Raw genomic sequence first — 25,180 nt, 5'->3', positions numbered from 1 at the left:
GATGAAATGGAATTCATTCAAATCTCAAGCTGTTGCTGCTACCACATTACTCGGTTCTAGCATTGCAATGGCTGGCCCAGATTTAGGTGCCGCTGAGCAACAAGCGACAAACTGGCCTGCGATTATCATGTTTATGATTTTCGTTGGTGCAACACTGTTTATTACCAAATGGGCAGCAAAACAAACCACCAATACCAATGACTTCTATACAGCAGGTGGTGGTATCTCAGGTTTCCAAAATGGGTTGGCGATTGCCGGTGACTATATGTCAGCAGCATCGTTCCTCGGTATTTCCGCAATGGTGTTTATGTCAGGCTTTGATGGCTTGCTGTATTCACTTGGATTTATGGTGGGTTGGCCAATTGTATTGTTCTTGATTGCTGAACGTTTACGTAACTTGGGTAAATTTAACTTATCGGATGTCGTGTCTTTCCGTTTAGCTGAAAAGCCAGTACGTACTTTGGCAGCAGTGAGTTCATTGGTAGTCGTGGCATTCTATTTGATCGCTCAAATGGTCGGTGCAGGGCAGTTAATTAAACTTTTATTTGGCTTGAACTACAATATTGCAGTAGTGATCGTTGGTCTATTGATGATGGCTTATGTGATGTTCGGTGGTATGTTGGCAACAACATGGGTACAGATCATTAAAGCGGTCATGCTATTGTCTGGCGCAACTTTCATGGCATTTATGGTGATGAAAGGTGTTGGTTTTAGCTTCTCAGAAATGTTTAACCAATCAATCGGTGTATTCTCTAAAGTACATGATGTAACGCTGGATCAAGCTGGCGCGATTATGGGGCCAGGAAAGTTGGCTGCCAATCCAATTGATGCGATTTCTCTCGGCTTAGCCTTGATGTTTGGTACAGCGGGTCTTCCACATATTTTGATGCGTTTCTTCACAGTTAAAGATGCGAAAGAAGCACGTAAATCAGTGGTTGTTGCGACAGGTTTTATTGGTTACTTCTACTTATTAACGTTCATCATTGGTTTTGGTGCGATCCTTTACGTATCGAACAACCCACAATTCCTTGATATTGCGAAAATGGCGGTGACTGGCAAGCTAGAACTTGTGGGTGGTAACAACATGGCTGCGGTGCATTTATCAGAAGCACTGGGTGGCGATCTGTTCATGGGCTTCATTTCTGCTGTAGCATTCGCAACGATTCTTGCAGTGGTTGCTGGTTTGACATTATCAGGTGCTTCAGCAATTTCACATGACTTATATGCGAACGTATTTAAGAAAGGTCAAACAACGCCTGAATCTGAACTCCGTATGTCTAAAATTGCGACTTTAGGTCTTGCTATTTTTGCGATGATTTTAGGTATCGTTTTCGAAAAACAAAACGTTGCTTTCATGGTGGGTTTAGCGTTCTCTGTAGCGGCATGTGCAAACTTCCCAGTACTTGTACTTTCAATGTTCTGGAAAGGTTTAACAACGCGTGGTGCGGTCGCTGGTGGTGTGGTTGGTTTGGTATTAGCCGTAACGTTGATTATCTTATCTAAAGCAGTTTGGGTAGATACACTCGGTATTTCTGATACACCAATTAACCCATACAATGGCCCTGCATTATTCGCGATGCCTTTAGCATTCTTCTGTTGCTGGTTGTTCTCTGTGACTGATAATTCAGCACAGGCTCAAGCTGAACGTAAAGCATTCGATGCACAGTTCGTTCGCTCACAAACCGGTATTGGTATCTCGGGTGCATCAGATCACTAAAATGTGAAAAGATAAACCATTCAACAACCTCCTTCGGGAGGTTTTTTATTGTAAGCCAGTATATAAAATCTTCGTTTATACAGATACAAATCTAATGACGAATTTAGTTTGCTGAATGATTAGAACACAGGATATGCTCATTTCTAATTTTATAAATTATTTTCAAATAGTGTTTACGACCATCTTAAAATAAAAATATTCTGGATATGATCTATGCAAGTATTGGTTGAATTTTGGAAAGGATTTCGCTTACTTCCTTCAGCTTGGTTACTATTCCTTCAATTCGTCATTTTACTTCTTTCATTACTGACCAATGAAAGTATGACTTATCGTGCAGTGACTTGGGCACTGGGTGTATTAGTGCTATTGATTATTGCTAAAGTGATTCGTCAGACCCCTGTATTTACGATTCTAGGTCTTACGTTTGTTGGTGGAGCACTGATTTTTTCTTTACTTATTCTGATCGGGGCTCATCATCCTTATATTCTTGTCATCGGACTTGCTTGTGAGGCGATTGCTTATTTTATTGCTGCATTTGGGTTATTACGTTACATGTTTGAAGACCGCTATTTGACCAAAGATGAGCTGTTCGCAGCAGGTGCAGTCTTTACTCTGATCGCATGGGGCTTTGCATTTTTATATAACATTTGCCAAATTTTAATTCCCAATAGTTTTCTCAATCCTAATGTGGCTGGTTTGCAATCTTGGTTGGATTTATTGTTTCTTAGCTTTAGTTTGCAATCGGCAACAGGCTTGTCTGACTTGATTCCCTTGAGTCCAGCAGCACGTATTTTGGCTATGCTTCAAATGTTTGGTGGGGTGATGTACCTCGCCTTAATTGTTTCTAGGCTGATTGCTTTACAATACATTGCACATTTGCCGAAAAACAAAAAAGATGAATGATCTTGATCGGAATATCTAAGCCATAAAAAAGGACGCAAATAGCGTCCTTTTTTGATTCAACTTCTAAATTAAATTAGAAACGGAATTTCGCATTTACGCCAACAGTTTGAGTATCAGTGTTGTCGCCTACCGCATTTGAATTTACATAAGTTGCGCCAACAGCGATTGCTGGAGTAACGAAGTAGTTTACGTTAGCGCCCCATGCTTTATCGTTCGCGATGTCAGCACTTGTTTCAGCATAAGAAACACCCATGCTTAAAGCAGGAGTTACAAAAAGATCAGTTTTAAGGTTGTAAGCAGTGTCACGACCATAAACTAAACCAGTTTCGAAACCGATAGACATATTTGTACCATCGATTGCACCTACGTATTTAGTGCGTGCAGTGATTGCGTCTTTCTTGTCTGCAATTGTTGCAGATTCAATCGCTGCTTTAGCAACACCATTTGATACGATGTTGAAAGCATCAAAAGAAGTTTGGTCAGCAACGCTAGTGTAACCAACAGCAACCAAGAAATTAGGTACAACAACAGCACCCAATTCTAATGCATAACGATCGCCTTGATCATCAGCTAAACCAGTTTTGTTGTCTTGAATGGTGTGGCTATAAGCAGCGCTTACGTAAGCAGGAACAACTGAAGTTGGGATATATGCTTCAGCTTTTGCGCCATATACGTGGTTTACAGTACGTTCGCCAGCAAATTTGTTTTCGCCATAGTTGTAAGCCAAAGCAACATTTGATGCTTGGTTTACGAAAGCAGCTTCAGCTAAAGGACCTTTAGTCGCATCAACATTTTTAAAGTAGTAAGTACCTTGTACAGCACCTGAAAAATCTTGAGCATCAGCAGTATTGTCGATGAACTCAGACTGACCTTGTACTTCAAATTGGTACGCTTGAGCACCAGTCATGGCTAATAATAAAGCAGTGGCTAAACTGAGTTTTTTCATAATGATTACCAATAGTCTTGATATAATATGTGCAAAATGCGCGCTATTGTAACAATTTATAACTAAAATGAATCATATTATAAAAGGGTTTGCATATTTAACAACCAACGAAGTTTGATTTTAAATCAATGGAAAATCTTTATGATTAGATTAGATCGTAAATATGTTTTATATAACAATAGTTTATTTTTTATATTCCCACTTTAATACAGTTGATTAATAATAAAATAAAATAACAATCAAACTTATTTTCTATAAGACATTATTATTTTTGTTTAATGATTAAGCTGTTTCTTCCTTTGTGTTCAGATTTAGAGCATCTTTTGATAATCTAAGAAGGTATTGTGATTAAAATGCGAACATTTAAATTTTTAAAATGTAAACTATGTATCATAATATTCAATAAGTGTTATTCTTATCAAATCATACTAAATTAATCGGCTTTACAAATTAGACGATTTTTCACATAATAAATTTATTCACAAAGCAGTGATGAAATCGAAAGATTCATTTATGTTTTGGACCAGCTATACAGTTTTATATGCCCAACTTTCCCCAAGGTTGGGCTTTTTTTTATCCGATTTTCTATATACCCTAATGCTAGAGGTGCATAGGCTGAATAACTTAAAACTTTTAAACGATTTATTGATTCATTTTGGTGCAAAAAAACTGATTTTTAAAAATTATAAGCAAAAAAAAACCTAATTTTTATTCAAAATTAGGTTTTTTCGCCAAAACTCGAGGGGAATTCAATCAATCTGCTGAGGAATAAAACTAAACCCGCCCTAATGGGGTGCATTATGCACTAAGATATTGCATGGGTAAATATTATTTTTCCAAATTTTTTGTATGGAATGGATGTTAAATAGAGATATGGCATACTGAAGGTCATTTAGATAACCGACCTAGTCAAATAAGCCATGAAAACGACGATATGTGTCCTATGTTTCAGCTTAGCACTGTCTGCTTGTACGTTTAATTCTGAGCAAAAGCAATTAGTTGACTTGAGTATAAAAAGCTCAAAATTACAAACAGACCAAATTAAAAAAACCAACATTCAAAAATTATTCAATGAAGCAGAGGTAAAAGGTACTTTTGTCACTTTTGATGGAACTCATTTAGAACATTATGGTAATGCGTTAGAACGGGGCCAGACACCATATATCCCAGCTTCTACTTTCAAAGTGTTAAACGCGTTGATTGCTTTGGAACACCGTAAAACCTCTGTGAATGAAATATTTAAGTGGGATGGAGAACCAAGAAGCTTTAAAGCTTGGGAAAAGGATTTAACTTTGGCAGATGCAATGCAAGCTTCGGCTGTACCTGTCTATCAAACCGTTGCAAGACGAATAGGCTTGAGCTTGATGCAACAGGAAATCAAAAGAATTGGGTTTGGAAACAAGCAGATCGGTCATCAGGTCGATAATTTTTGGTTAGTTGGACCGTTGAAAATTACGCCAGAACAAGAAGCAAAATTTATCTATCAATTAGCCACTGAACGGTTGGCTTTTCAACAAAAAGTTCAACACGATGTTAAAAGTATGCTTTTGATTGAGAAAAGAGGTCTAAACACGCTTTATGCGAAAAGTGGTTGGGGAATGGATGTTGAACCTCAGGTCGGTTGGTTTACTGGATGGGTTGAGCAAGCAGATGGAAACGTAACAGCCTTTTCATTGAATATGGAAATGCAGCAAAATGCTGATGTAGGACAACGCAAAGCGCTGACTCTAGATGTTTTGGATAAATTGGGATTATTTCACTATCTAAGATAATGATCTTTTTAAGAATATTATTTTAGAGATCGTGCTGAACACGACAAAGTGTTAAGAAATTACAAATAAAAAAAACCCAACCGATTGGGGTATGGTTGGGCTGAAAGGATGTTCGTAAATGTGGGAGAAACATCCGAGGAATAAACTGATTGCTTAAACAAGAATGTGTCTTTGTTCTCTCTATGGGTTTATTATGGGAAAAATCATGCAAAAAAGGAAATGGTTAAAAAGGATCTAAATAATCTAAATTTTCGATTATTGACTCGAATTATAAATAAATAATTGATTTTAATTTAAAGATTCGGATAAATTATAAACATAAGGGGTTTTAAAAGTTCTCGCTAGATTGAAATAATAATACTAACTATTTATTATATTGTGATGTTTGTCACATTATTTTGAGATTTATTTCATGTTTAACAATGCTATCTGATTTTAATTATTTTAAACACATAGATTTCATACTTCATTTGGCTTAAAGTAAAAGCCATGCATAATAAATATGCAATTTAGATAATTTAATATTTTAACAACATTGATGGGGCGAGAATGAGTGCGAAACTACATTCTGAACAGATCAGTAAACGTCTGTTTATATCCGTTCTGATTATTGTCATGTCTTTATTATCTATCTCTATCCCACTCATTGTCAGTCAATATCAACATTACAATAAAGCTCGCCAAGCACTCATTGAAATTGAAAGCTTAAAAGCGGTTGCAGATCTAGTTAATCGAATTTCACGTGAGCGTGGTCCTGCCAATATGGCCATGTCGAGCACGCCCGAACAGCTCAGCCAGAATGTAGCTAACTTGCAAACCTACCGTGAGGGTGTAGATCAACAAATTAAAGAGACGTTTAATATTTTACATCGCTCCGGATTTGATTCACTTACAGGTAAATTGCATGATGACCTCATATATCATTTAGAAGCGGGGCGTGAGTATGTCGATGCGTATATTCATACACCGATAGATCAACGTTCGGCAACCAAACTTGATGATGCAGTTGTGTACATGTTTAATGCTTGGGACAGCAGTTATATCGTATTAAAAAATATGGTTAAACAAGCTGAAAGTAAGGATACGGGCATCGCAGATTATTATAGTTTAATTCTGATTTTGGCTGATTTGCGTGATCAGGCAGGGCGTCTTGCTTCAAATGTCATGGCGCATGTCACGTTTAAGCAACCGATTCCAAGTGAAAATATTGCTAGAGCACTTCAGACTGAAAAACAGGTCAAATATCTTTGGGACTTGGTTCAAACCATTCAACCTGAAAAGCATAAAACTGAAGAATTCACCCAACTTCATCAAAATGTAAAATCTGAATTTATCGATTTGGGTATTCCGATTGTTTTGAGATTGATTCAAGAGAGTGAATCTGGTCGTCCTTATTCTCTAGAAGGCACTGAATTGACGACTGCGATCTCAGGTAAGTTCTTGACAGTGATCGATTTTCAAAAATATTTGCTCGATCACAGTGTTGAAGTGGCTCAAGCAGAACTGAATGCTGCAAAGAATGTATTTTTAATTACCACCAGTGTTTCACTTATTTCTTTATTTTTTGCCATATTTACGATGATTTATGCTCAGCGTAAGGTTTTTGCACCGTTGATCGAAGCACGTAATATGATTGTAGAGTTGTCTTTTTCTCATACGCCAGAGAATGGAGGTCAGGTCGAGCATGAGCATCACCAAGCTTATTCTTTATATGATGCTTTGCATAAGTTGCAGTATATGTTGAAGCAACGTGATGCCTTTGAGTTTGAGCTAAAAAGTATTGCCAATACAGATAATTTGACGGGTGTTTTGAATCGTTTGGCTTTGGATGATTATTTAAAAATAGCGGATCACCAACCGCAACATTTTCAACAGTTGTGTCTGATCATTGTCGATATTGATAATTTTAAACAAGTGAATGATCAACATGGACATATCTTTGGGGATCAAGTGATTGTTTCCGTCGCTCAATGTTTAAAGAACAATGTTCGTGGTTCTGATTTGATTATTCGTTTTGGTGGGGATGAGTTCTTAATCGTGCTTCATGAAATGAATATGGAGCAAACTTTAAGAAGCGCTGAAAAAATTCGTGATGCGGTATCGAAGTTGGATTTAACTGTACCTGATTCAGATTTGAAAATTTCAGTTTCGGTGAGTATTGGCGTGGCTGTAGGCGCAGAGAGTTGGATGGAGTTGTTGGCTCAAGCAGATCGTTCCTTGTTTAAGGCGAAGGCGAGAGGGAAGAATGTAGTAGAGGGTTGATTAAAATTTTAAATCACTTTTTACGGTCTCCAGTTACAATAAATTTGATGTAGTAGATAAAAACTATTTTACCCGAATCGCGGATAAGGATTTTTCTTTAAAATCATAAGCTAAATGTAATTTTATGATTAGTTTTTAGTGTTATCAGACCAAAGCATAGACTTTTTTATGCTCAAAATGATGGATAAGCCTCAAGATGAATGATCTCATTTCCTTAAGCAGGATTCGGGTTATTTAGGGATTACTTTATTTAAACTTTCATATAGATCCTTTCTGGCTTGTAGTATTTGGGATTTGAATTCAGTTGTATTGATGGAGTTGACTACACCATTTCTGAATACTGTATAAGAATTAAATCTTCCTAAAATTTCACCATAACTTCTTAGTTTTTCTTGCTGTTCGTTATAGCCATTTAGAAGAAGCAAACCTTCACTTTTACTAAGTAAATGAAAATCTCTGAAGAGCGTATTTCTAATTGGTTCTAGGCGTTCGGATATTTTATCTTTATCCATTTGAACTTTTTTAGTTTCAAATTCAAAAATAGCCCACATTTTTAAAACGGTATGAGTGATTTCTTCAATATCAACCGAAATATTGGTTAATAAGGTTCTGTTAAATTGTAGATTTTCTTTAGCTGTTGCAGCTGAAATATTCACTTTTTGAATAAGGTAGGTAATAGCCCCTGTAATTAGCGCGCCTAAACCAATTTTTACGGCTGTATCAATTATCTCTAATAAAGTCATAACAATAAAAAAAACGGTGAATGGATCACCGTTTTATCATATAAATTCAGTATTTTAAATCCTCCCTAACCCTCCTTTTCAAAGGAGGGAATTCCTCTCTTTTTAAAGAGGAGCTAGGGGAGATTTTTATTTCAACATCGCCTTTAAGAACTTACCTGTATGTGATGCTTTGACTTTTACTACTTCTTCAGGCGTGCCTTCAGCAATAATCATCCCACCACCTGACCCCCCTTCAGGACCCAGATCAATCACCCAATCGGCGGTTTTGATCACATCCAAATTATGCTCAATCACCACGATGGTATTCCCTTTATTACGAAGCTCATGCAAGATGTCGAGTAACTTCGCAATATCATGGAAATGCAGACCTGTCGTTGGTTCATCCAACACATATAAAGTCTTACCTGTATCACGCTTCGCAAGTTCACGAGCCAATTTCACACGTTGCGCTTCACCACCTGAAAGCGTCGTCGCTGACTGACCTAAACGGATATAGCCTAGACCCACTTGAGTTAAAGTTTCTAAACGGCGGTGAATCACAGGAATGGCATCAAAGAAATGCATCGCATCTTCAACGGTCATTTCCAATACATCAGAAATGTTTTTACCCTTAAAGCCTACTTCCAAAGTTTCACGGTTATAACGCTTGCCATGACACGAATCACAAGGCACATACATATCAGGTAAGAAATGCATCGCAACCTTGATCATACCGTCACCTTCACAGGCTTCACAGCGACCACCTTTCACGTTAAACGAGAAACGACCTGCCGCATAACCACGTGCTTTCGCTTCAGGCGTTTGAGCAAAGAGTTCACGAATCGGGGTGAATAAGCCTGTATAGGTTGCAGGGTTTGAGCGCGGTGTACGACCAATTGGACTTTGGTCAATATCGACGACTTTATCGAGGAATTGTAAGCCATCAATCGAATCAAATTTTTCCGCGGTTAAAGTGGTTGCACCATTCAACTGAGTCGCAGCTAAAGGTAATAGAGTACGGTTAATCAAGGTTGATTTACCCGAACCTGATACACCTGTTACACAAGTCATTACACCTAAAGGAATGGTTAAATCGACATTCTTTAAGTTATGACCCGCAGCACCCATGAGCTTGATTTTTTCATCAGGTTTAGGTGATGGTGTACGGACTTTCGGCACTTCGATTTTGAGTTTTCCTGATAAATACTGTCCTGTGAGGGATTCTTTATTGGCCAAAATTTCTTCATAAGTGCCTTCCGCGATGACATGTCCACCATGTACACCTGCACCAGGACCAATATCAATAATATGGTCGGCAGCACGAATAGCATCTTCATCATGCTCAACCACAAGGACCGTATTGCCTAGGTCACGTAAACGAACCAAAGTTTCAAGCAGGCGGTCATTATCACGTTGATGCAAACCAATTGATGGTTCATCGAGTACGTACATCACGCCCATAAGACCTGCGCCAATTTGCGAAGCCAAACGAATACGCTGAGCTTCACCACCTGACAGCGTTTCAGCCGAACGAGATAGACTTAAATAATTCAAACCGACAGAAACTAAGAAATGTAAACGTTCACGAATTTCTTTAAAAATCTTGTCGCCAATTTCGCCCTTAGCACCTTCAAGTTGCAAATCTTGATAATAGGCTTCAGCATCACCAATCGACATTTTGGTAATCTGAGCGATAGTTTTATCTAAGATTTTCACATTACGCGAAATTTCATTCAGACGTGAACCATCACAAGCATCACATGCGGCATTAGATAAATACTGTGCTAAGTCTTCACGGACATAGTTCGACTCTGTTTCACGGTAGCGTCGCTCTAAATGAGGCAAGACTCCTTCAAAAGCTTGAACTCGAGAATGTTTACGACCACGTTCATCGATATAACTCAGGTCAATTTTTTCTTTACCTGTACCATAAAGGAATTTCTTTTTGGTATCCGCATCAAGTTCATTCCAAGGCGTATCCAGCGAAAAACCATAATGACCCGCGACTTTTTGAATCATGGTGTAATAGTAAGGACGCTGACGATCCCAACCACGAATTGCACCTTGGCTTAAAGAAACATCTTGAGAAGGTATCAGTTTATCCGCACTAAAGTGACTGCGTGTACCTAAACCATCACAGACAGGGCATGCGCCGAATGGATTGTTAAATGAGAATAAACGAGGTTCAAGTTCAGCCACAGCACGGTCACATTGCGGGCAAGAATGTTTTGCTGAGAATGTACGTTCAGGCTGTTCGTCATTCATCCATGCCAAAATTGCGATGTCACCACCTAAACGAAGTGCCGTTTCAAAGGATTCAGCAATACGGTTACCCAAATCATCGCGGACTTTAAAACGATCTACAACGACTTCGATGGTGTGTTTTTTCTTTTTATCCAGTTCAGGTGGTGAATCAATTTCAATGATTTCACCATCAACACGTGCGCGAACAAAACCTTGACCTTGCAGCTGTTCAAATAGATTGGTGTATTCACCTTTACGATCACGAACCACAGGTGCAAGAAGCATTAATGCTGTGCCTTCATCTAAGGCTTTGACTGCATCGACCATTTCCGAAACAGTTTGAGCGACCATCGGCAGGTCATGTTCAGGACAGTAGGGTGTACCGACACGTGCATATAGCAGACGAAGATAATCGTAAATTTCGGTAATTGTACCCACAGTAGAGCGTGGGTTATGACTCGTTGATTTTTGTTCAATCGCAATCGCAGGGCTTAGACCTTCAATTGAATCGACTTCAGGTTTTTCCATTTGTGATAAGAATTGACGTGCATAAGCAGATAAAGATTCCACATAGCGACGTTGACCTTCAGCATATAAGGTATCAAAAGCTAGAGATGATTTACCTGAACCTGAAAGTCCCGTAATCACCACGAACTTATCGCGTGGAATATCGAGTGACACATTTTTTAAGTTATGGGTACGTGCGCCTCGAATACGGATATGACTTTGGCTCATAAAAACATCTCGATGTTATGCAAATTGAAGGTTATATATGATAACGATTTAATTTTGTTCAAGTAGGTTTTTAATAAAATAAAACGACAAATGATGTCGGCACATTTCAAAAAGTCATCTTTCAAGCTGATAAATGCATCAAGCAGAATCAATTTTGTATTCTGCTCAGATGCGTTCGTAAGGGTGTTGAATAGAATTTTAGGCTGTAAATGGAAATATATAAGAATTATAAAAGTAGAAAAATGATTGTCGTTTAAGTGTGTGATTCATGACTCATTCGATTCACTGCTTAGCACGCATGTAAATGGCTACGCTCAAAAATAGAATCAATCTGTTCAAATGCATAATGCCGTGGAATGTCATGATGTTGACGCGCATAGAAATTCACTTCTTTTTCGAGGATTTGTAAGAAGTCGTTATATTCTTTTTCAAAATGCGGGATGGTATAAAACTCGACCTTGGGTGAGGTTAGGCATGGAAATTTGGCAATGAAATCCAACATCAATTTTTGGATATGTCGGTGGGTAAAATAAAGTAAATAGGTGGCAGCCGAGCCACAATGCGAACATCCTTTCTCTAAATAAATTTCTTCATTATTCAACCAACAGCATTGCAACGTAAAATAAGCACGAATCGCCTCTGTTCCTAAAGTATGTTGTTGCATGAGAAGCCCTCACTAATGATTAAAAATCTAATTATTCGATAATGATAATCGTTATCATTAATTGTGTTGGATTTTTCTTTATCTGTCTAGCCTTATTTTTTTAAGGATTGAAGTGGATGAAAAAATGATGAAGGGCAAATGATGGAAGTATAGGAAATCGTTCTAAAAGATTTATATATCGAATTAGGCTCAGTCGATTGATGAGACTTAAAAAAGGCTAAGCAGGACTGCTCTACTTAGCCACATGTGTTGTTTAAGCATCTCAGCTCAAGGTTTTATTAATCACTTTATTTTAGTGCATCTCTTTATTTTGTTAATCCAATCCTGTTAGTCCAAGCTGAGCCATTGTCGTTGATGGTAAGCGCTATCCCAAAATAAATATTCGAGTTCAGCACCTTTGGTATAAGCCTGATGCATTTTTTCAATCGTCTCAGCATCGGCAGTTTCGGCAACTGCATCAATGATGGCTAAGACTTTACGCACTTCTTCATTAAAATGTTCGCCAGAATAAGTATCGATCCATGCTTGAAATGGATTGTTGGGAACTGATTTTGAAACGATATCTTTGCCGACTTCGGCATAAATCCAATAACACGGGAGCAGTGAAGCCAAAACCACAGGATAACTTTCAGACCAAGCTGTAGCGGTTAAAAAAGAAGTGTAATGATGGCAAGCTGCAGTTAAAGGCGTATTTTCAAAATCAGCTTTGGTAATGCCAAATTCATGCATAAAGCCATTATGTAATTCACGCTCAACGATAATTGCTTCTTTAGCGCCTTGGCTAAATTGAATCACTGCATCAGCATCGAAAGCTTTTGCAGAACAGACTGCAAGTGCACGACCATACGCCAGTAAATAATGTGCATCTTGAATGACGTAGTGGCAAAACGCAGCTGTGTTTAAAGTGCCTTGGGCAAGCTCTTGGTTAAAAGGAAGAGCTAAGGTTTTTTGGTAGAGAGAAAGATTACGTTGCCAAACGTCTTGAGAAAAACTCATCCTTGATCCTAGATAAAGTGCATTGAAGAGAAAAACTATAGCAACAGTCCTCGACGAAGAGAAATAAATTCAATTTAGAGATTTTTTCTATTCAAAAACAATACGAAGATTTTTTGGTTTTGAAATCAAAAAAGGGTCATAATTGCGCCATAAAACAATACATAGATTTATTGCGTTTTAATTTTAGTCAATTTCAATTCTTAAAGGTCAAATTCTCATGTGGAAACATTTTGGTTTCTCTATCGTATTCACGATCGTGTGTCTTGCCTTGTCTGCTTATTGGGGCTATACCCATGGGCCAGAAGCAGGTTTAAAGACCATGTTTACGGTACTGACGATTACCGCCATTCTTGCTGTAATGGAAATTTCGTTATCATTTGACAATGCTGTTGTGAATGCATCTGTTCTGCGTCATTGGGATCATTTTTGGAAAATGCTCTTTTTGACCGTGGGTATCGTGGTTGCTGTATTTGGTATGCGTTTGATTTTCCCTATTGTCATCGTTGCTGTTACCGCAGATATGGGCTTTGTTGAAGTCATCCAACTGGCATTGAATGATCCAAAAGAATATTCAGCACGTTTAATGAATCATCATCCTGAAATTGCTGCTTTTGGTGGTGCATTCTTATTGATGGTGTTCTTAAACTTCTTCTTGGATGAGGGTAAAGATACGCATTGGTTCAAGTTCATTGAACGTCGTTTAGCAAATCTTGCGAGTGTTCCAGCACTTTCAGTATTCATCGCATTAGTTGCGCTACTTATCATGGCTGCAAATGTGGATGAAGCAAAACGCCTTGTGGTAACGATGGCGGGTATTTGGGGTATCGTGATTTACATCGGTGTTCAAGTTCTCAGTCATTTACTGGGTGGCGAGCCTGAAATTGATGAGCATGGAAATGCTGTCACTCATGATAGCAATGGTGTGCCAGCAGGGGTCGTAAAAGCAGGTATCGGTGGTTTCTTATACCTTGAAGTCCTTGATGCATCATTCAGTTTTGATGGTGTAATTGGTGCATTTGCGATTACTTCTGATGTGGTTGTGATCATGTTGGGTCTTGCGATTGGTGCGATCTTTGTACGTTCAATCACGATCTACTTGGTGGAAAAAGGCACATTGGATGCGTATATCTACCTTGAACATGGTGCTCACTATGCGATTGGTGCGCTTGCATTCATCATGATTGCAAGTGGTACAGGTCTACATGTGCCAGAAGTGGTGACAGGTTTGATCGGTGTTGCCTTCATTGTTTGGGCGATTATTGCTTCGATCCAATACAAGAAAAGACAAGCTAAGCTTAGCTAGACAAGGCTAGGTTCAATATTAAATTTGTATGGAGTTAATAATTCCAGCAGATTTAGATTAAAATAAGGGTGCAAGCAATTGCACCCTTATTTATTTTCAGATGTGTTCTTTAGATCATGACTTTATATAGTCACTTTATGCCATGATGAGACCATCAAACTTCGCCCTTGATTAGAAAGCTATAGATATGATGAATGCCTTAGAACGCCGTTCCACTTTTGCATTGAGCAGTATATTTGCACTGCGAATGTTGGGCCTGTTCATGATCGTACCTGTATTTTCAGTTGCAGGGCAGTCATATCAATATGCAACCCCGGCTTTGATTGGTTTGGCCGTCGGGGTCTATGGTCTAACCCAAGCGCTGTTACAGATTCCATTTAGCCTTATTGCCGACCGTTTTAGTCGAAAGCCCTTAATCATTTTAGGATTATTGTTATTCGCTTTGGGTGGTGCAATTGCAGCGATGTCTGAAACCATTTATGGCGTGATTATTGGACGTGCCATCGCAGGGGGTGGAGCAGTTTCTGCGGTAGTGATGGCACTACTTGCTGATGTCACCCGCGAAGAAAACCGCATGAAAGCCATGGCAACCATGGGCATGAGTATTGGCGTATCCTTTGTGATTGCGTTTAGTTTAGGGCCTTGGTTAACGGGTGTGATGGGCATTTCAGGATTGTTTTGGGTGACCACGCTGATGGGATTGTTGGCGATTGGTATGGTGTTTATGGTGCCGAAAACCACACGACACCATAAGAACTTCCAACAAGGCTATCTCACACAGTTGAAACAAGTCTTGAAAATGAAGGATTTGAATCGACTCCATGTCTCGGTATTTACCCTGCATTTACTGCTTACTGCAATGTTTATTTATGTGCCTTCACAGCTGATTAACTTTGCAGATATTCCATTATCCAGTCATGGTTGGGTGTATTTACCATTGCTGGTGATCAGTCTATTCTTTGCTTTTCCAAGCATTATTTTGGCTGAAAAATATCGCAAAATGCGGGGCATATTCTTGACCGCCATTGCAGGCATTATCGCTGGCTTATTGGTGATGATTTTTGGATTTGAATCCAAATATATCTTGTTGTTGGGCTTGGGGTTATTCTTTATTGCCTTTAACGTGATGGAAGCGTTACTCCCTTCTTGGTTATCCAAAGCAGCGCCGATTCAATCCAAAGCGACAGCGATGGGAGTCAATGCCAGTGGACAATTTTTAGGGGCATTCTGTGGTGGTATTTTGGGTGGTCAACTCCTGGTTTTAAACAATACGTCGCTCGGTTGGAGCATTCTGACGGGGATTGCGATTATCTGGTTATTGATTAGTTTTGGCTTGTCTCAACCACGCTATTTATCTTCTGTTATTTTTAGTTTGCCAGACCATAAACAAACGGATGAATGGACTTCTCAATTATTGGCAATTCGTGGTATTGAAGAGGTCGTGGTGATGTCCGAGCAGCAAGTTGCATATATTAAAGTCGATAAATTGCTTATAGATGATGCAGCGCGACACGATTTAACGCTCTTGTTGGGTAAAGAGGTAGCCATTTAATGACAACTCTTATAAAGTAAAACATAGAATCGACATAGGAAGATAACAGCAAATGCGCGGCGTAAATAAAGTAATCTTAGTTGGTACATTAGGTAAAGATCCAGAAACTAAAACGTTTCAAAATGGTGGATCATTGACTCAGTTTTCAATCGCAACAAGTGAATCTTGGACGGATAAAACCAGCGGTGAACGTAAAGAACAAACTGAATGGCACCGTATTGTATTGCATAACCGTTTAGGTGAAATTGCTCAGCAATATTTACGTAAAGGTTCGAAAGTTTATATCGAAGGTTCATTGCGTACACGTCAATGGACAGATCAAAGCGGTCAAGAGCGTTACACCACAGAAATTCGTGGCGAACAAATGCAAATGCTTGATTCGAATAATCGTCAACAAAGCGACAACCAAGGTGAAGGTGGTTATCAACAACCACGCTTTAACAATAATGCCAGCAATAATAACCAATCGAATCAAGGTGGTTACGGTGGTCAACAGGGCGGTGGTTATAACAACACCCCAGTACCTCAAGGTGGCTATGGCAACAATGTGAACCAAGGTTTCCAATCACCTAAATCTCAGCAACAACCTGCGAAGCCAATGGCAACTGCGCCAGCAGATCTAGATGATGACTTACCATTCTGACACATTCTAAAGACATAGTTTTACTGTGGTGAGTCGCCTTTAAACGGGTAAATCATCATCTAAAGCCTCTGTAAATACAGAGGCTTTTTGCATTTTATCAATATTGAAGCAAAGATTTTATTTAAGAATTCGATGACAACATTAAATTTAATAGAATTACTAAATCTAAAAAAGCGATCACTTTTATAAAAAACTCCTGTTTTACCGATGTTATTTATTTTCGTATTCTAGCTTCACAGATAAGCACTCCCTAGAACGAAACAGAGGAATAGCACATGAGTTTAATCAATACTGAAATCAAACCTTTTAATGCAACTGCTTACCACAATGGTGATTTCGTTGAAGTTTCAGAGCAACAGTTTAAAGGTAAATGGTCAGTTGTATTCTTCTATCCAGCAGATTTTACATTTGTATGTCCGACTGAGTTAGGTGATTTAGCGGATAACTATGCTGAATTTCAAAAATTAGGTGTAGAGATCTATGGCGTATCTACAGATACTCACTTTACCCATAAAGCTTGGCACGATACGTCAGACGTGATTGGTAAAATCCAATACCCAATGATTGGTGATCCAACGTGGACTTTAGCTAAAAACTTCGAAGTTCTAATCGAAGCGGACGGTATGGCAGATCGTGGTACATTTGTGATTGATCCAGAAGGTAAAATCCAAATCGTTGAAATTAATGCTGGTGGTATTGGTCGTGATGCTTCTGAATTACTTCGTAAAGTGAAAGCAGCCCAATACGTGTATGCACACCCAGGTGAAGTATGTCCTGCAAAATGGAAAGAAGGCGAAGCAACTTTAGCTCCTTCAATTGATTTGGTGGGTAAAATCTAAGCGATTAACCCTTAAGCTAAACAATCTGATTTAATCGCATCATTTTTGAATGAAATGAAAAACCCAGAACAATGTTCTGGGTTTTTTTAATCGCTATATCTTTGATAAGATTTAAATCATGACTTGTCTAAATTAAATAGCCTTCATGCGTTGGTGCATAACTACGGACACCTTCAATTAAATGCTCAATCAGTTTTTCCATCACTAAACGTTGCCCTTTGCGTGAAGCATAGACCAATTGAACTGTGCCTAAATTAGAGCACCATTCAGGCAGTAAGTGAATGAGTCGACCAGCTTCAATATCTGCCTTCACGGTTAAATACGGCAGATCGGCAATGCCTAAGCCATCCAATACCGCATAATAAACACCTGCTAGATCATTACTTTTGATTCGAGGCTCGAGCAGAATTTTAATTTCATCTTGATGTTCTAAATTATGCAAATGCCAGTGATACTGGGTTTTTTGTGTACCTAAAACAATGGTTGGAAAATCATTGATTTGAGTCACATGTTCAATGGTTCGACCTTGTAATAATTCTGGACTGATCACAAGACAATGCGTGGTTTTAATCACGTCCCGCACAATGATACTTGAGTCTTCATTGACGCCAAAATTGGTGCGAATCGCCAAATCAATATCATCATGTAAAACATCGACACGGCGACTGGTCAGCTCCATTTCGACATCGACCTGTGGATGATCCTTTAGAAATTGATTCAACAGTGGGCGAATCTGATGTTCCATCATGACAGGTGGACAACTGAGTTTAATCAGACCTTTAGGCTCATTTTTTTGTTTAAGTAGTATATTTTGAGCTTGATCTGCCTGTTCGATGATTTTGCTACATTCTGCATAGAACTCTTGACCTAATGGAGTCACTTTAAAATGTCGAGTTGAACGTTGAATGAGTGTGACATTAAACTTCGCTTCAAGATCAAGAATACGGCGACTCAGTTTAGATTTGGTGATGTTGCTAATATCACTGGCAGCGCTAAAACCACCATATTTAACCACCAAATAGAAGTAGTAATAATCATCAAAAGAATGCATATATGACCTCTAAAGGGCTTAATTTGTAGTTGATCATATCATTTATAGGAAAATAAAAAAGCGACCTACAAGGCCGCCTTTTAAAAACAGATGAGATTATTTTTTTTCAGTGTTTTTGAGATAGCTTTGGATCAGGTTGCTATAGTCAGGAATATGCTGACCAAATAAAGCACCTAAACCTTCGATATCATTACGCCAATCGCGGTGTAATTCACAAGATGCACCGAACCAAGTCATCAACTGAGCGCCAGCTTGTGACATACGATCCCAAGCTGAATCACGTGTTAATGCATTGAATGTACCAGAAGCATCAGTAATTACGAATACGTCGAAATCTTCTGCTAGTGCAGACAGTGTCGGGAATGCAACACAAACCTCAGTGACTACACCCGCAATGATCAATTGTTTTTTGCCTGTTGCTTTAACGGCTTTAACGAAGTCTTCGTTATCCCAAGCATTGATTTGACCTGGACGTGCAATGTAGGGTGCATTTGGGAACATGTCCTTAAGCTCAGGAACCAATGGACCATTTGGACCGTCTTCAAAGCTTGTCGTTAAGATTGTTGGTAAGTTGAAATATTTAGCTGCCGCTGCAAGTGCTAGAACGTTGTTTTTAAATTTATCTGGATCAATATCACGAACCAAAGAAAGTAGACCTGTTTGGTGATCTACCAAAAGTACTGCTGCATTGTCTTTATCTAAACGAACGTAAGGTTTACCCATTTTGTTATTCCTCTCTCAAAGTAAATTTGAACGTCATCAAGCGAATTTAAGTGTTAAAAAACATGCTTCAATGTCGATGTGAGATTCATGTTAATGGCTAAGCATGATTCAAAATAGTACACATTCTGAGAAGAATAATCTTATAAATATGACAATCTAGTTAAGCTGATAAACTTGATAGGGAAATCATCGAGTCAATCTATCTAAAATGAAGATTGTCTTACTGTTGAGAAGCTGTATGTTGAGATAAGCCTTTTTTATGCTGAACTTAAATTCTAAAATCATTGCATGTTTAGTCCTAGAGATAGGAGTTTGAGATGAAAAGAATTATTGGTGTATACCGCAATCAACACATGCATTGGGTTGGCGATGGCTTTCCAGTGAAAAATCTATTTTCTTATGACCGTTTAGGTCAGGCAATTAGTCCTTTTTTATTGTTAGATTATGCTGCCCCTTATCACTTTAATCCGACCACTGCTCAGCATGGTGTGGGTTCACATCCACATCGTGGTTTCGAAACGGTCACCATTGCTTATCAAGGTGAAGTCACGCATAAAGACTCGTCGGGTGGCGGTGGAACGATTAAAACAGGTGATGTGCAATGGATGACTGCAGCATCTGGTATCGTGCATGAGGAGTTTCATTCACCTGAATTTGCGGAGCGTGGTGGTCTATTTGAAATGGTCCAGCTTTGGGTGAATTTACCCGCTAAAGATAAAATGTCGGCACCTAGTTATCAGGGGATTGAATCGAAAGATATTCCTGTTGTGAAATTTGCGGATGATGCAGGTCACATTCGAGTGATCGCAGGTAGCCATGCTGATCAAACAGGTCCAGCAAGTACATACAGTCCAATAAATGTTTGGGATGGCGCACTCAAAGCAGGTTTTGTTGAGCATATCCATGTTCCTGTAGATCACAACACATTGGTGGTTGTGCTTGAGGGTGAAATGCTACTCAATGGTACACAGAAGGTGATGGATAGTTCTATTGTTATGTTTGCCCGCGACAATGAGCCAACCATTCAACTTGAAGCGACTCAAGATGCTAAATTCTTAGTATTAACAGGTTTGCCATTGAATGAGCCAATTCAAGGACATGGTCCATTTGTGATGAATACCAAAGATGAAATCGTGCAAGCTTTCCATGATTTCAATGCAGGAAAATTTGGCCAAATCCCTGCATAAATTAGGATTGGTGAGTTGGATATGTCTATATTTAATGTCTAAATTGATAAAAGGTGGATTTCGATCCGCCTTTCTATTTCATATTTAATGGGATAAGCCAATCAAATAATTTAGTCAAGTCACTATATGTCAGGATAAATATTCTAAAGCGTTCAATACAAAATAGTAAAAAACCTTGCTGTATGGATATGCTTCAAAAAAGATTTGGTATTTACAGCCAATATTAAAATATGAGTGGCTGCTAAAAATTTTTAATGTTGATCATAAGCTCAATTCAAGAGATAGATTGGCGGCATGACAAAAAATGAGAAAAAAATAAAGGACCTCCATCCCACATAACGGAGGTCCTTACGCTGTAATTTCTATTTATTTTTTCCTCTATCACGCTGTTATTTTTATAGTAATGTGACATGGTTCTCATTTTATGGGCTTATGATAATGGATTAGATTCGGCTTGTAAACTGCATTTTTTAGTTTTTGGTGAAAATATCTATTTTGTTTTTAAAGAGTTTTTATCTTTAATAAAAAAATTATATATTTTATAGAGTTAGTTTTGTTTAAAAAAGCAACAATAATTTTAACAAAGGTAAATTTGATTAATTTTTAATCAATTAAAAGTGAAAATCTGGAAGTTTTTAATACCGTATTTTGAATTGGCTTCACGCATAATATTTAAAATTTTCAACTCTCGGATAATCATTTTGAAGATCGCAGTGATCGGAAGTGGCATGGCGGGACTCGCTACTGCAAGAATTCTAAAAGATGCAGGACATCAAATTACTATTTTCGAAGCCCTCCCAGGCCGTGGAATGGATAGCTATAGCTTAAACTATGAAGGTGGCAATATTGATTCACCTTTACGTGTCATGAATCCAAAGCTTTGGGAAAACACCTTAAGCTTAGCTGCCCATTTAGGGATTAAAACTTTCCCTGTTCGTACTTATATGTCATGTAGCTGGTTGTTTGAAGACAAAATAGAAACGTGGCTGACGACATCAAGAACACGTATTGGTAATTTCCCGATTATCAACAACCAGAAAGGCCTAAAGCAGTACGGTTGGCGTTTGGTGAAGGGCATGTTGCAGTTAAAAACAGCCATTAAGCAATTTTTTAAATCAGACAATCAAAATATCACGCTTGCTGAGTTTGTGGCACAAAATCACATTGAAGAAGTATTTTGGAATGGCGCTGTGATGCCGGTGCTTTATACCATCTGTACCTGTGATGCAAAAACGATTGGTGAGTGGCCTGCAAAACCATTATTGGTTTTTTTGGGACAATTGACTGACGGTGATGCATTATTACGTATCCAAGGGGGTACGCCTGCCTTGGTTGAAAAACTGATTGAAGGGATTGAACTTCGTTGTAATACACCGATTACCTTAGTTGAAGAACGTGGTGATGAGGTTTATGTGGAAACAGCGCATGGAGACTCAGCAAGTTTCGATCGCGTCGTCGTTGCAACACCAACACCTAAGATTGAAGAGTTTTTAAATAAAGCGCAATTTGCACAAGATATTGAACTTCTGAAACAGTTCAAATTCGTTACTGGTGAATTAGTGATTCATACTGATCCAATCGTGATGCCTGTACGCCGTAAAGATTGGTCAGTCCTCAGTTATATGATGGACCGTAAATTTACCAAACAGCATTTCTCTGTGTGGTTGAACTCGATTGAACCAAGCTTAGTAGGTAAATCACCTGTATTCCAAACATGGAATCCTGTGATCGATATTGATCCTAAGAAAGTGATTTCCAAGGTGACTTTGACACGTGCAGTGGTCGATACCAATACCTTAAATCTTAATCGTGAATTACAACAGCGTCATAAAGATAAAGATCGTAAAGTATTTTACTGTGGTTCTTGGTCTTGCGATGGCTTGCCTATTTTAGAATCTGCCGTGACTTCAGCAATGCATATTGGTGAAATTTTCAATGCACCATTGCCGTTTGTTGGATTAAAACCTACAGTTGAGGTTGCACCAGAGCTGGGTTATTAAACAATTCATTGTTGTGACTCAATGGTTAATTCACTGGGGTAATGAATATGAAATGGCTTCGAGTAAATCGATCTAAACAAACTCAACATAAGTATGCAATTAATGCAGCGATGTTGGGGGATCATCATGAATTTGCTTGGAGTAATTTAGGGTATTGGAATCATCCTGATGATTCTTATCCACAAGCCTGTCGCCAGCTGGCATTACACTTGGCGACAGCCGTTCATTTAAATTCAAACGATAAAATCCTAGATTTAGGCTGTGGAAAAGGTGCGAGTTTTATACTGTGGCATGCGCATTTCAGCGTTCAACACATCGAAGCAGTCGAACTACAAGCTGTATGTGTGGATAACATTCAACAAAAATTAAAACAAATTCAAGGTATTCAACTTCAACGTATCCAACAGGGTTCGTTTTTAAATTTAAAAGCCAATCATTTTGAATTTAAATTTGATGTGGTTTTATGTATAGATGCAGCATATCACTGTAATTTAAATTCATTCTTAAAGTCGGTAAGTGGCGTTTTAAATTCAAAAGCACGAATAGGCTTTCATAGCTTAATGCTGTCTGAAAAATTTCAGAGCATTTCGGTATTTCAAAAATTAAAACTGAAAGCTTTACTTAAATGTGCGGATGTCAATTTATCAGACCTGATGGATCATCAAGGTATTGAAAAAGCTTTAACAGAGCAGGGCTTTGAAAACATTCAAATCGAAAATATGAGTCAATGGGTATTGAAAGGGTTTGCAGATTACATTCAACAACGTCAATTATCTGAATCATTCAACATACAAAAAGGGCATTTAGATCGTTTTAAAATTGAAATGACTGCCAAACTGTGTCAAAAACTTTATAAAGATGGATGGGTGGACTACGTTCAGATTAGTGCAACAAAATGCGATTAATTTTAAAGGATAGAAGTGTAGAAAAAGATAGAAGTACAAAATCTATTTTATGAATGAGCTTATGAACTATTGAAGTGGATTCAGGGATTATTGTTATTAAATATTTTTTGCAGTACTTTAAAAATTAGAGCTGTAGAAACAACAAAGCCTCACTAAAAAGCGAGGCTAAGTTTAAAATGGTGCCGGCACACGGATTCGAACTGTGGACCTACTGATTACAAGTCAGTTGCTCTACCAACTGAGCTATGCCGGCAACGTTGTGTGTGAATAATAGCGAATTTCTGACAAAACGCAAGCCAAAAAACGATCACTTAATTCACTTTCTTATTTATTGTTATTATTCATTCGCTCAATTGTACTTTGTTGCATCTTTTTGGTTAGCGATTACTCAAAAAAACTTTTTTATTCTATTTAATTGTTTTATATCGACTCTTGTATTTGGTTGAATCATCGATATTTATTGTTCTTGGTTGTACTTAAAATAAAATGACTTTCAATCTATTAAGCATTTTCAAATTCGACACGATCCATATTGGGTTGAGAAATTTTTAAATGCTCAACTTGTGTTGATTTCTCAATCGTATAATGTGTTTCGTATTTCACTTGAGTTCCTGCAAATGTAGCAGAGGTCAATGTCATCATAATTACAGATGCTAATAAAGGTAATTTATTCACGCTAAATACTCTTAATGTGACTTGGTATGCATTATTATTGCAGAAGTTGATTTGTGTTGTAAACAAAAAATAAACAAATAGAGAGATAAAATTACATTTACTTTTTAAGATATTGATAATTATTAATTTTATTAAAATTTATACTGTTCATTTATATTAATAAAAATCACCATATTATGTATGAAATCTTAAAAAAATGGATCATTGTTTAGCCTAAATTAATGCAATCTTAAGCATTAGAGTGCCAATTGTGGTTTAAATGTATCTGGGCTGATGGTATGGAGAGTTTACTCGATGCTTTCGATTTTAAATAAGATTCAATGGCTGTGTTGCACAAGGGCTTGAAAGGCAGAGCTAACCTAAGTGAGCCAAATTTAAGTGACAACTTGGGTATGAGGGCGACCTAATTCTGTAAATCTGTTGAGTACTGCTACGCCTGCATGAATCTCGTTCACCTGACTAGGGAAACTCTTTGATATTAATGTATCGCCCAATAATTTGATGCAATGCATCTTGGTTTCCACCCAACTTCGACGATGATAACCAGACCACTTTTTCCAAAGGGATCTTCCTAACCGTTTGACTGTTTTCAATAACTCATTCCGCTCTATATAGCCAAAGCTACTCCTTACACTACAATGTTGTAAATAATATTTCATTGATAAATATAAAAATATTTATTTTTGAAATGTAGTGTACAACTCACATCTGGCTATAGACCTCGCTTGCTGATCTTTCCATGGTTTTGGATTCTTTCTTGGTGGAATGGTCGCATGTGCATCTCGATTTAAAATGACTTGTCGGCAGTGCTTTGTGTCATAAGCACCATCTGTATAGACTGAATGACTCTGCTCATCCAGTGGAATTTGAGCAAGTAAATCTTCGAGTACTTGTGAATCACTGACATTATTTGTGGTGAGTTGTACAGCACATACTTGAAGGGTTTCAGCATCTATAGCAATATGAAGTTTACGCCACTGGCGACGATATTCAGGCCCATGTTTCTTACACTTCCATTCGCCTTCACCTAGAAACTTCAAACCAGTAGAGTCCGTGATACGCAGTGTACTGCGCAAGGAAGTCCATCACGACTTTTTTGATAGCTAATCGCAATATCAATATGCTTTTGCCTTCTATAGCTAAAAATCCAATATGAGCTACAATAGAAAAAACACTAAGATTTAGGATCATGCCAAAAACATATAGTAGTGCTAAAAACCAACGTGTAATAATTCATTTATATATTTTAATATCAATAACTTATTATTTTTATCACGTCATATTCATGCACTACCGTTAATTTTATGTTCAAGATAAGGAAAGATAATTCAATTTATATTA

General features: G+C 38.0%; 19 protein-coding genes, 1 tRNA gene and 1 pseudogene. 11 read left to right on the top strand and 10 right to left on the bottom strand.

Annotation, left to right across the window (positions count from 1 at the left end; genetic code table 11):
- The first annotated feature begins 1 nt into the window (after window position 1).
- Together AC5YCE_RS05330 and AC5YCE_RS05325 are read left to right on the top strand one after the other, a co-directional pair.
- Window positions 2-1,717, top strand: coding sequence for a cation acetate symporter (locus AC5YCE_RS05330; protein ID WP_496125487.1), 1,716 nt, complete (start codon window positions 2-4; stop codon window positions 1,715-1,717).
- 213 nt (window positions 1,718-1,930) lie between these two features.
- Window positions 1,931-2,620, top strand: coding sequence for an ion channel (locus tag AC5YCE_RS05325; RefSeq protein WP_496125413.1), 690 nt, complete (start codon window positions 1,931-1,933; stop codon window positions 2,618-2,620).
- Between the two features lie 73 nt (window positions 2,621-2,693).
- On the opposite strand, the gene omp33-36 is transcribed toward AC5YCE_RS05325, so the two are convergent.
- On the bottom strand, window positions 2,694-3,566 hold the full coding sequence (gene omp33-36, locus AC5YCE_RS05320; protein WP_496125412.1) for a porin Omp33-36: 873 nt from the start codon (window positions 3,564-3,566) through the stop codon (window positions 2,694-2,696).
- 920 nt (window positions 3,567-4,486) lie between these two features.
- Between omp33-36 and blaOXA the strand changes: the two genes are divergently transcribed.
- Window positions 4,487-5,338, top strand: a complete 852-nt coding sequence (gene blaOXA, locus AC5YCE_RS05315) for a class D beta-lactamase (RefSeq protein WP_496125411.1) — start codon at window positions 4,487-4,489, stop codon at window positions 5,336-5,338.
- A gap of 549 nt (window positions 5,339-5,887) precedes the next feature.
- Window positions 5,888-7,600: a GGDEF domain-containing protein gene (locus AC5YCE_RS05310; protein WP_496125410.1), complete on the top strand. Its 1,713-nt coding sequence runs from the start codon at window positions 5,888-5,890 to the stop codon at window positions 7,598-7,600.
- Window positions 7,601-7,830: 230 nt separating this feature from the next.
- Here AC5YCE_RS05310 and AC5YCE_RS05305 read toward each other — a convergent pair whose 3' ends face one another.
- From AC5YCE_RS05305 to tenA, 4 genes are all read right to left on the bottom strand, one after another.
- Window positions 7,831-8,343, bottom strand: coding sequence for a hypothetical protein (locus tag AC5YCE_RS05305; RefSeq protein ID WP_496171322.1), 513 nt, complete (start codon window positions 8,341-8,343; stop codon window positions 7,831-7,833).
- Between the two features lie 126 nt (window positions 8,344-8,469).
- A complete protein-coding gene (gene uvrA, locus AC5YCE_RS05300; RefSeq protein ID WP_496171321.1) occupies window positions 8,470-11,301 on the bottom strand; it encodes an excinuclease ABC subunit UvrA in 2,832 nt (943 codons plus the stop codon).
- A 289-nt stretch (window positions 11,302-11,590) separates the two neighbouring features.
- A complete protein-coding gene (locus tag AC5YCE_RS05295; RefSeq protein WP_496127088.1) occupies window positions 11,591-11,965 on the bottom strand; it encodes a hypothetical protein in 375 nt (124 codons plus the stop codon).
- A gap of 327 nt (window positions 11,966-12,292) precedes the next feature.
- A complete protein-coding gene (gene tenA, locus AC5YCE_RS05290) occupies window positions 12,293-12,961 on the bottom strand; it encodes a thiaminase II (RefSeq protein WP_496171320.1) in 669 nt (222 codons plus the stop codon).
- A gap of 217 nt (window positions 12,962-13,178) precedes the next feature.
- Between tenA and AC5YCE_RS05285 the strand changes: the two genes are divergently transcribed.
- The 4 genes from AC5YCE_RS05285 (at window position 13,179) to ahpC (ending at window position 17,298) form a co-directional block, all read left to right on the top strand.
- On the top strand, window positions 13,179-14,264 hold the full coding sequence (locus AC5YCE_RS05285; RefSeq protein WP_496127086.1) for a DUF475 domain-containing protein: 1,086 nt from the start codon (window positions 13,179-13,181) through the stop codon (window positions 14,262-14,264).
- A gap of 187 nt (window positions 14,265-14,451) precedes the next feature.
- Window positions 14,452-15,816, top strand: coding sequence for an MFS transporter (locus AC5YCE_RS05280; protein ID WP_496171319.1), 1,365 nt, complete (start codon window positions 14,452-14,454; stop codon window positions 15,814-15,816).
- Between the two features lie 52 nt (window positions 15,817-15,868).
- Window positions 15,869-16,459 (top strand): single-stranded DNA-binding protein, encoded by a 591-nt coding sequence (gene ssb, locus AC5YCE_RS05275; RefSeq protein WP_496171318.1) that lies wholly within the window; start codon window positions 15,869-15,871, stop codon window positions 16,457-16,459.
- 275 nt (window positions 16,460-16,734) lie between these two features.
- Complete coding sequence (ahpC, locus tag AC5YCE_RS05270) at window positions 16,735-17,298, top strand: alkyl hydroperoxide reductase subunit C (protein ID WP_496171317.1); 564 nt, start codon at window positions 16,735-16,737, stop codon at window positions 17,296-17,298.
- Between the two features lie 127 nt (window positions 17,299-17,425).
- Here ahpC and AC5YCE_RS05265 read toward each other — a convergent pair whose 3' ends face one another.
- Together AC5YCE_RS05265 and ycaC are read right to left on the bottom strand one after the other, a co-directional pair.
- Complete coding sequence (locus AC5YCE_RS05265) at window positions 17,426-18,349, bottom strand: LysR substrate-binding domain-containing protein (protein ID WP_496171316.1); 924 nt, start codon at window positions 18,347-18,349, stop codon at window positions 17,426-17,428.
- Window positions 18,350-18,445: 96 nt separating this feature from the next.
- On the bottom strand, window positions 18,446-19,072 hold the full coding sequence (ycaC, locus tag AC5YCE_RS05260) for an isochorismate family cysteine hydrolase YcaC (protein ID WP_496171315.1): 627 nt from the start codon (window positions 19,070-19,072) through the stop codon (window positions 18,446-18,448).
- A 317-nt stretch (window positions 19,073-19,389) separates the two neighbouring features.
- Between ycaC and AC5YCE_RS05255 the strand changes: the two genes are divergently transcribed.
- From AC5YCE_RS05255 to AC5YCE_RS05245, 3 genes are all read left to right on the top strand, one after another.
- Window positions 19,390-20,259, top strand: coding sequence for a pirin family protein (locus AC5YCE_RS05255; protein WP_496171314.1), 870 nt, complete (start codon window positions 19,390-19,392; stop codon window positions 20,257-20,259).
- A gap of 701 nt (window positions 20,260-20,960) precedes the next feature.
- Window positions 20,961-22,259 carry an FAD-dependent oxidoreductase gene (locus AC5YCE_RS05250; RefSeq protein WP_496171313.1) on the top strand — a complete coding sequence of 433 codons (1,299 nt, stop codon included), beginning with the start codon at window positions 20,961-20,963 and terminating at the stop codon, window positions 22,257-22,259.
- Window positions 22,260-22,306: 47 nt separating this feature from the next.
- The gene (locus tag AC5YCE_RS05245; RefSeq protein ID WP_496171312.1) at window positions 22,307-23,164 is read left to right on the top strand and encodes an SAM-dependent methyltransferase; all 858 of its coding nucleotides are present in this window, start codon (window positions 22,307-22,309) and stop codon (window positions 23,162-23,164) included.
- 177 nt (window positions 23,165-23,341) lie between these two features.
- On the opposite strand, the gene AC5YCE_RS05240 is transcribed toward AC5YCE_RS05245, so the two are convergent.
- The 3 genes and pseudogenes from AC5YCE_RS05240 to AC5YCE_RS05230 form a co-directional block, all read right to left on the bottom strand.
- Window positions 23,342-23,417: transfer RNA gene (locus AC5YCE_RS05240), tRNA-Thr, on the bottom strand.
- Window positions 23,418-23,665: 248 nt separating this feature from the next.
- Window positions 23,666-23,839 carry a hypothetical protein gene (locus tag AC5YCE_RS05235; protein WP_496171311.1) on the bottom strand — a complete coding sequence of 58 codons (174 nt, stop codon included), beginning with the start codon at window positions 23,837-23,839 and terminating at the stop codon, window positions 23,666-23,668.
- 374 nt (window positions 23,840-24,213) lie between these two features.
- Window positions 24,214-24,974, bottom strand: a pseudogene (locus AC5YCE_RS05230) (IS5 family transposase); the annotation flags it as partial.
- Between the last annotated feature and the right edge of the window lie 206 nt (window positions 24,975-25,180).

The organism is Acinetobacter sp. CY79 (genome assembly GCF_059515845.1).
Note: the sequence above shows the minus strand (reverse complement) of the source record. Positions and strands in the feature narration are given on the sequence as shown.

Bases quoted from the DNA above. Each gene is read 5' to 3' on its own strand.
- AC5YCE_RS05330 (WP_496125487.1), top strand. From the start codon at position 2: ATGAAATGGAATTCATTCAAATCTCAAGCTGTTGCTGCTACCACATTA.
- AC5YCE_RS05245 (WP_496171312.1), top strand. From the start codon at position 22,307: ATGAAATGGCTTCGAGTAAATCGATCTAAACAAACTCAACATAAGTAT.
- AC5YCE_RS05310 (WP_496125410.1), top strand. From the start codon at position 5,888: ATGAGTGCGAAACTACATTCTGAACAGATCAGTAAACGTCTGTTTATA.
- tenA (WP_496171320.1), bottom strand. From the start codon at position 12,961: ATGAGTTTTTCTCAAGACGTTTGGCAACGTAATCTTTCTCTCTACCAA.
- omp33-36 (WP_496125412.1), bottom strand. From the start codon at position 3,566: ATGAAAAAACTCAGTTTAGCCACTGCTTTATTATTAGCCATGACTGGT.
- AC5YCE_RS05295 (WP_496127088.1), bottom strand. From the start codon at position 11,965: ATGCAACAACATACTTTAGGAACAGAGGCGATTCGTGCTTATTTTACG.
- AC5YCE_RS05285 (WP_496127086.1), top strand. From the start codon at position 13,179: ATGTGGAAACATTTTGGTTTCTCTATCGTATTCACGATCGTGTGTCTT.
- AC5YCE_RS05280 (WP_496171319.1), top strand. From the start codon at position 14,452: ATGATGAATGCCTTAGAACGCCGTTCCACTTTTGCATTGAGCAGTATA.
- AC5YCE_RS05255 (WP_496171314.1), top strand. From the start codon at position 19,390: ATGAAAAGAATTATTGGTGTATACCGCAATCAACACATGCATTGGGTT.
- AC5YCE_RS05265 (WP_496171316.1), bottom strand. From the start codon at position 18,349: ATGCATTCTTTTGATGATTATTACTACTTCTATTTGGTGGTTAAATAT.
- AC5YCE_RS05325 (WP_496125413.1), top strand. From the start codon at position 1,931: ATGCAAGTATTGGTTGAATTTTGGAAAGGATTTCGCTTACTTCCTTCA.
- ahpC (WP_496171317.1), top strand. From the start codon at position 16,735: ATGAGTTTAATCAATACTGAAATCAAACCTTTTAATGCAACTGCTTAC.
- blaOXA (WP_496125411.1), top strand. From the start codon at position 4,487: ATGAAAACGACGATATGTGTCCTATGTTTCAGCTTAGCACTGTCTGCT.
- ssb (WP_496171318.1), top strand. From the start codon at position 15,869: ATGCGCGGCGTAAATAAAGTAATCTTAGTTGGTACATTAGGTAAAGAT.
- ycaC (WP_496171315.1), bottom strand. From the start codon at position 19,072: ATGGGTAAACCTTACGTTCGTTTAGATAAAGACAATGCAGCAGTACTT.
- AC5YCE_RS05305 (WP_496171322.1), bottom strand. From the start codon at position 8,343: ATGACTTTATTAGAGATAATTGATACAGCCGTAAAAATTGGTTTAGGC.
- uvrA (WP_496171321.1), bottom strand. From the start codon at position 11,301: ATGAGCCAAAGTCATATCCGTATTCGAGGCGCACGTACCCATAACTTA.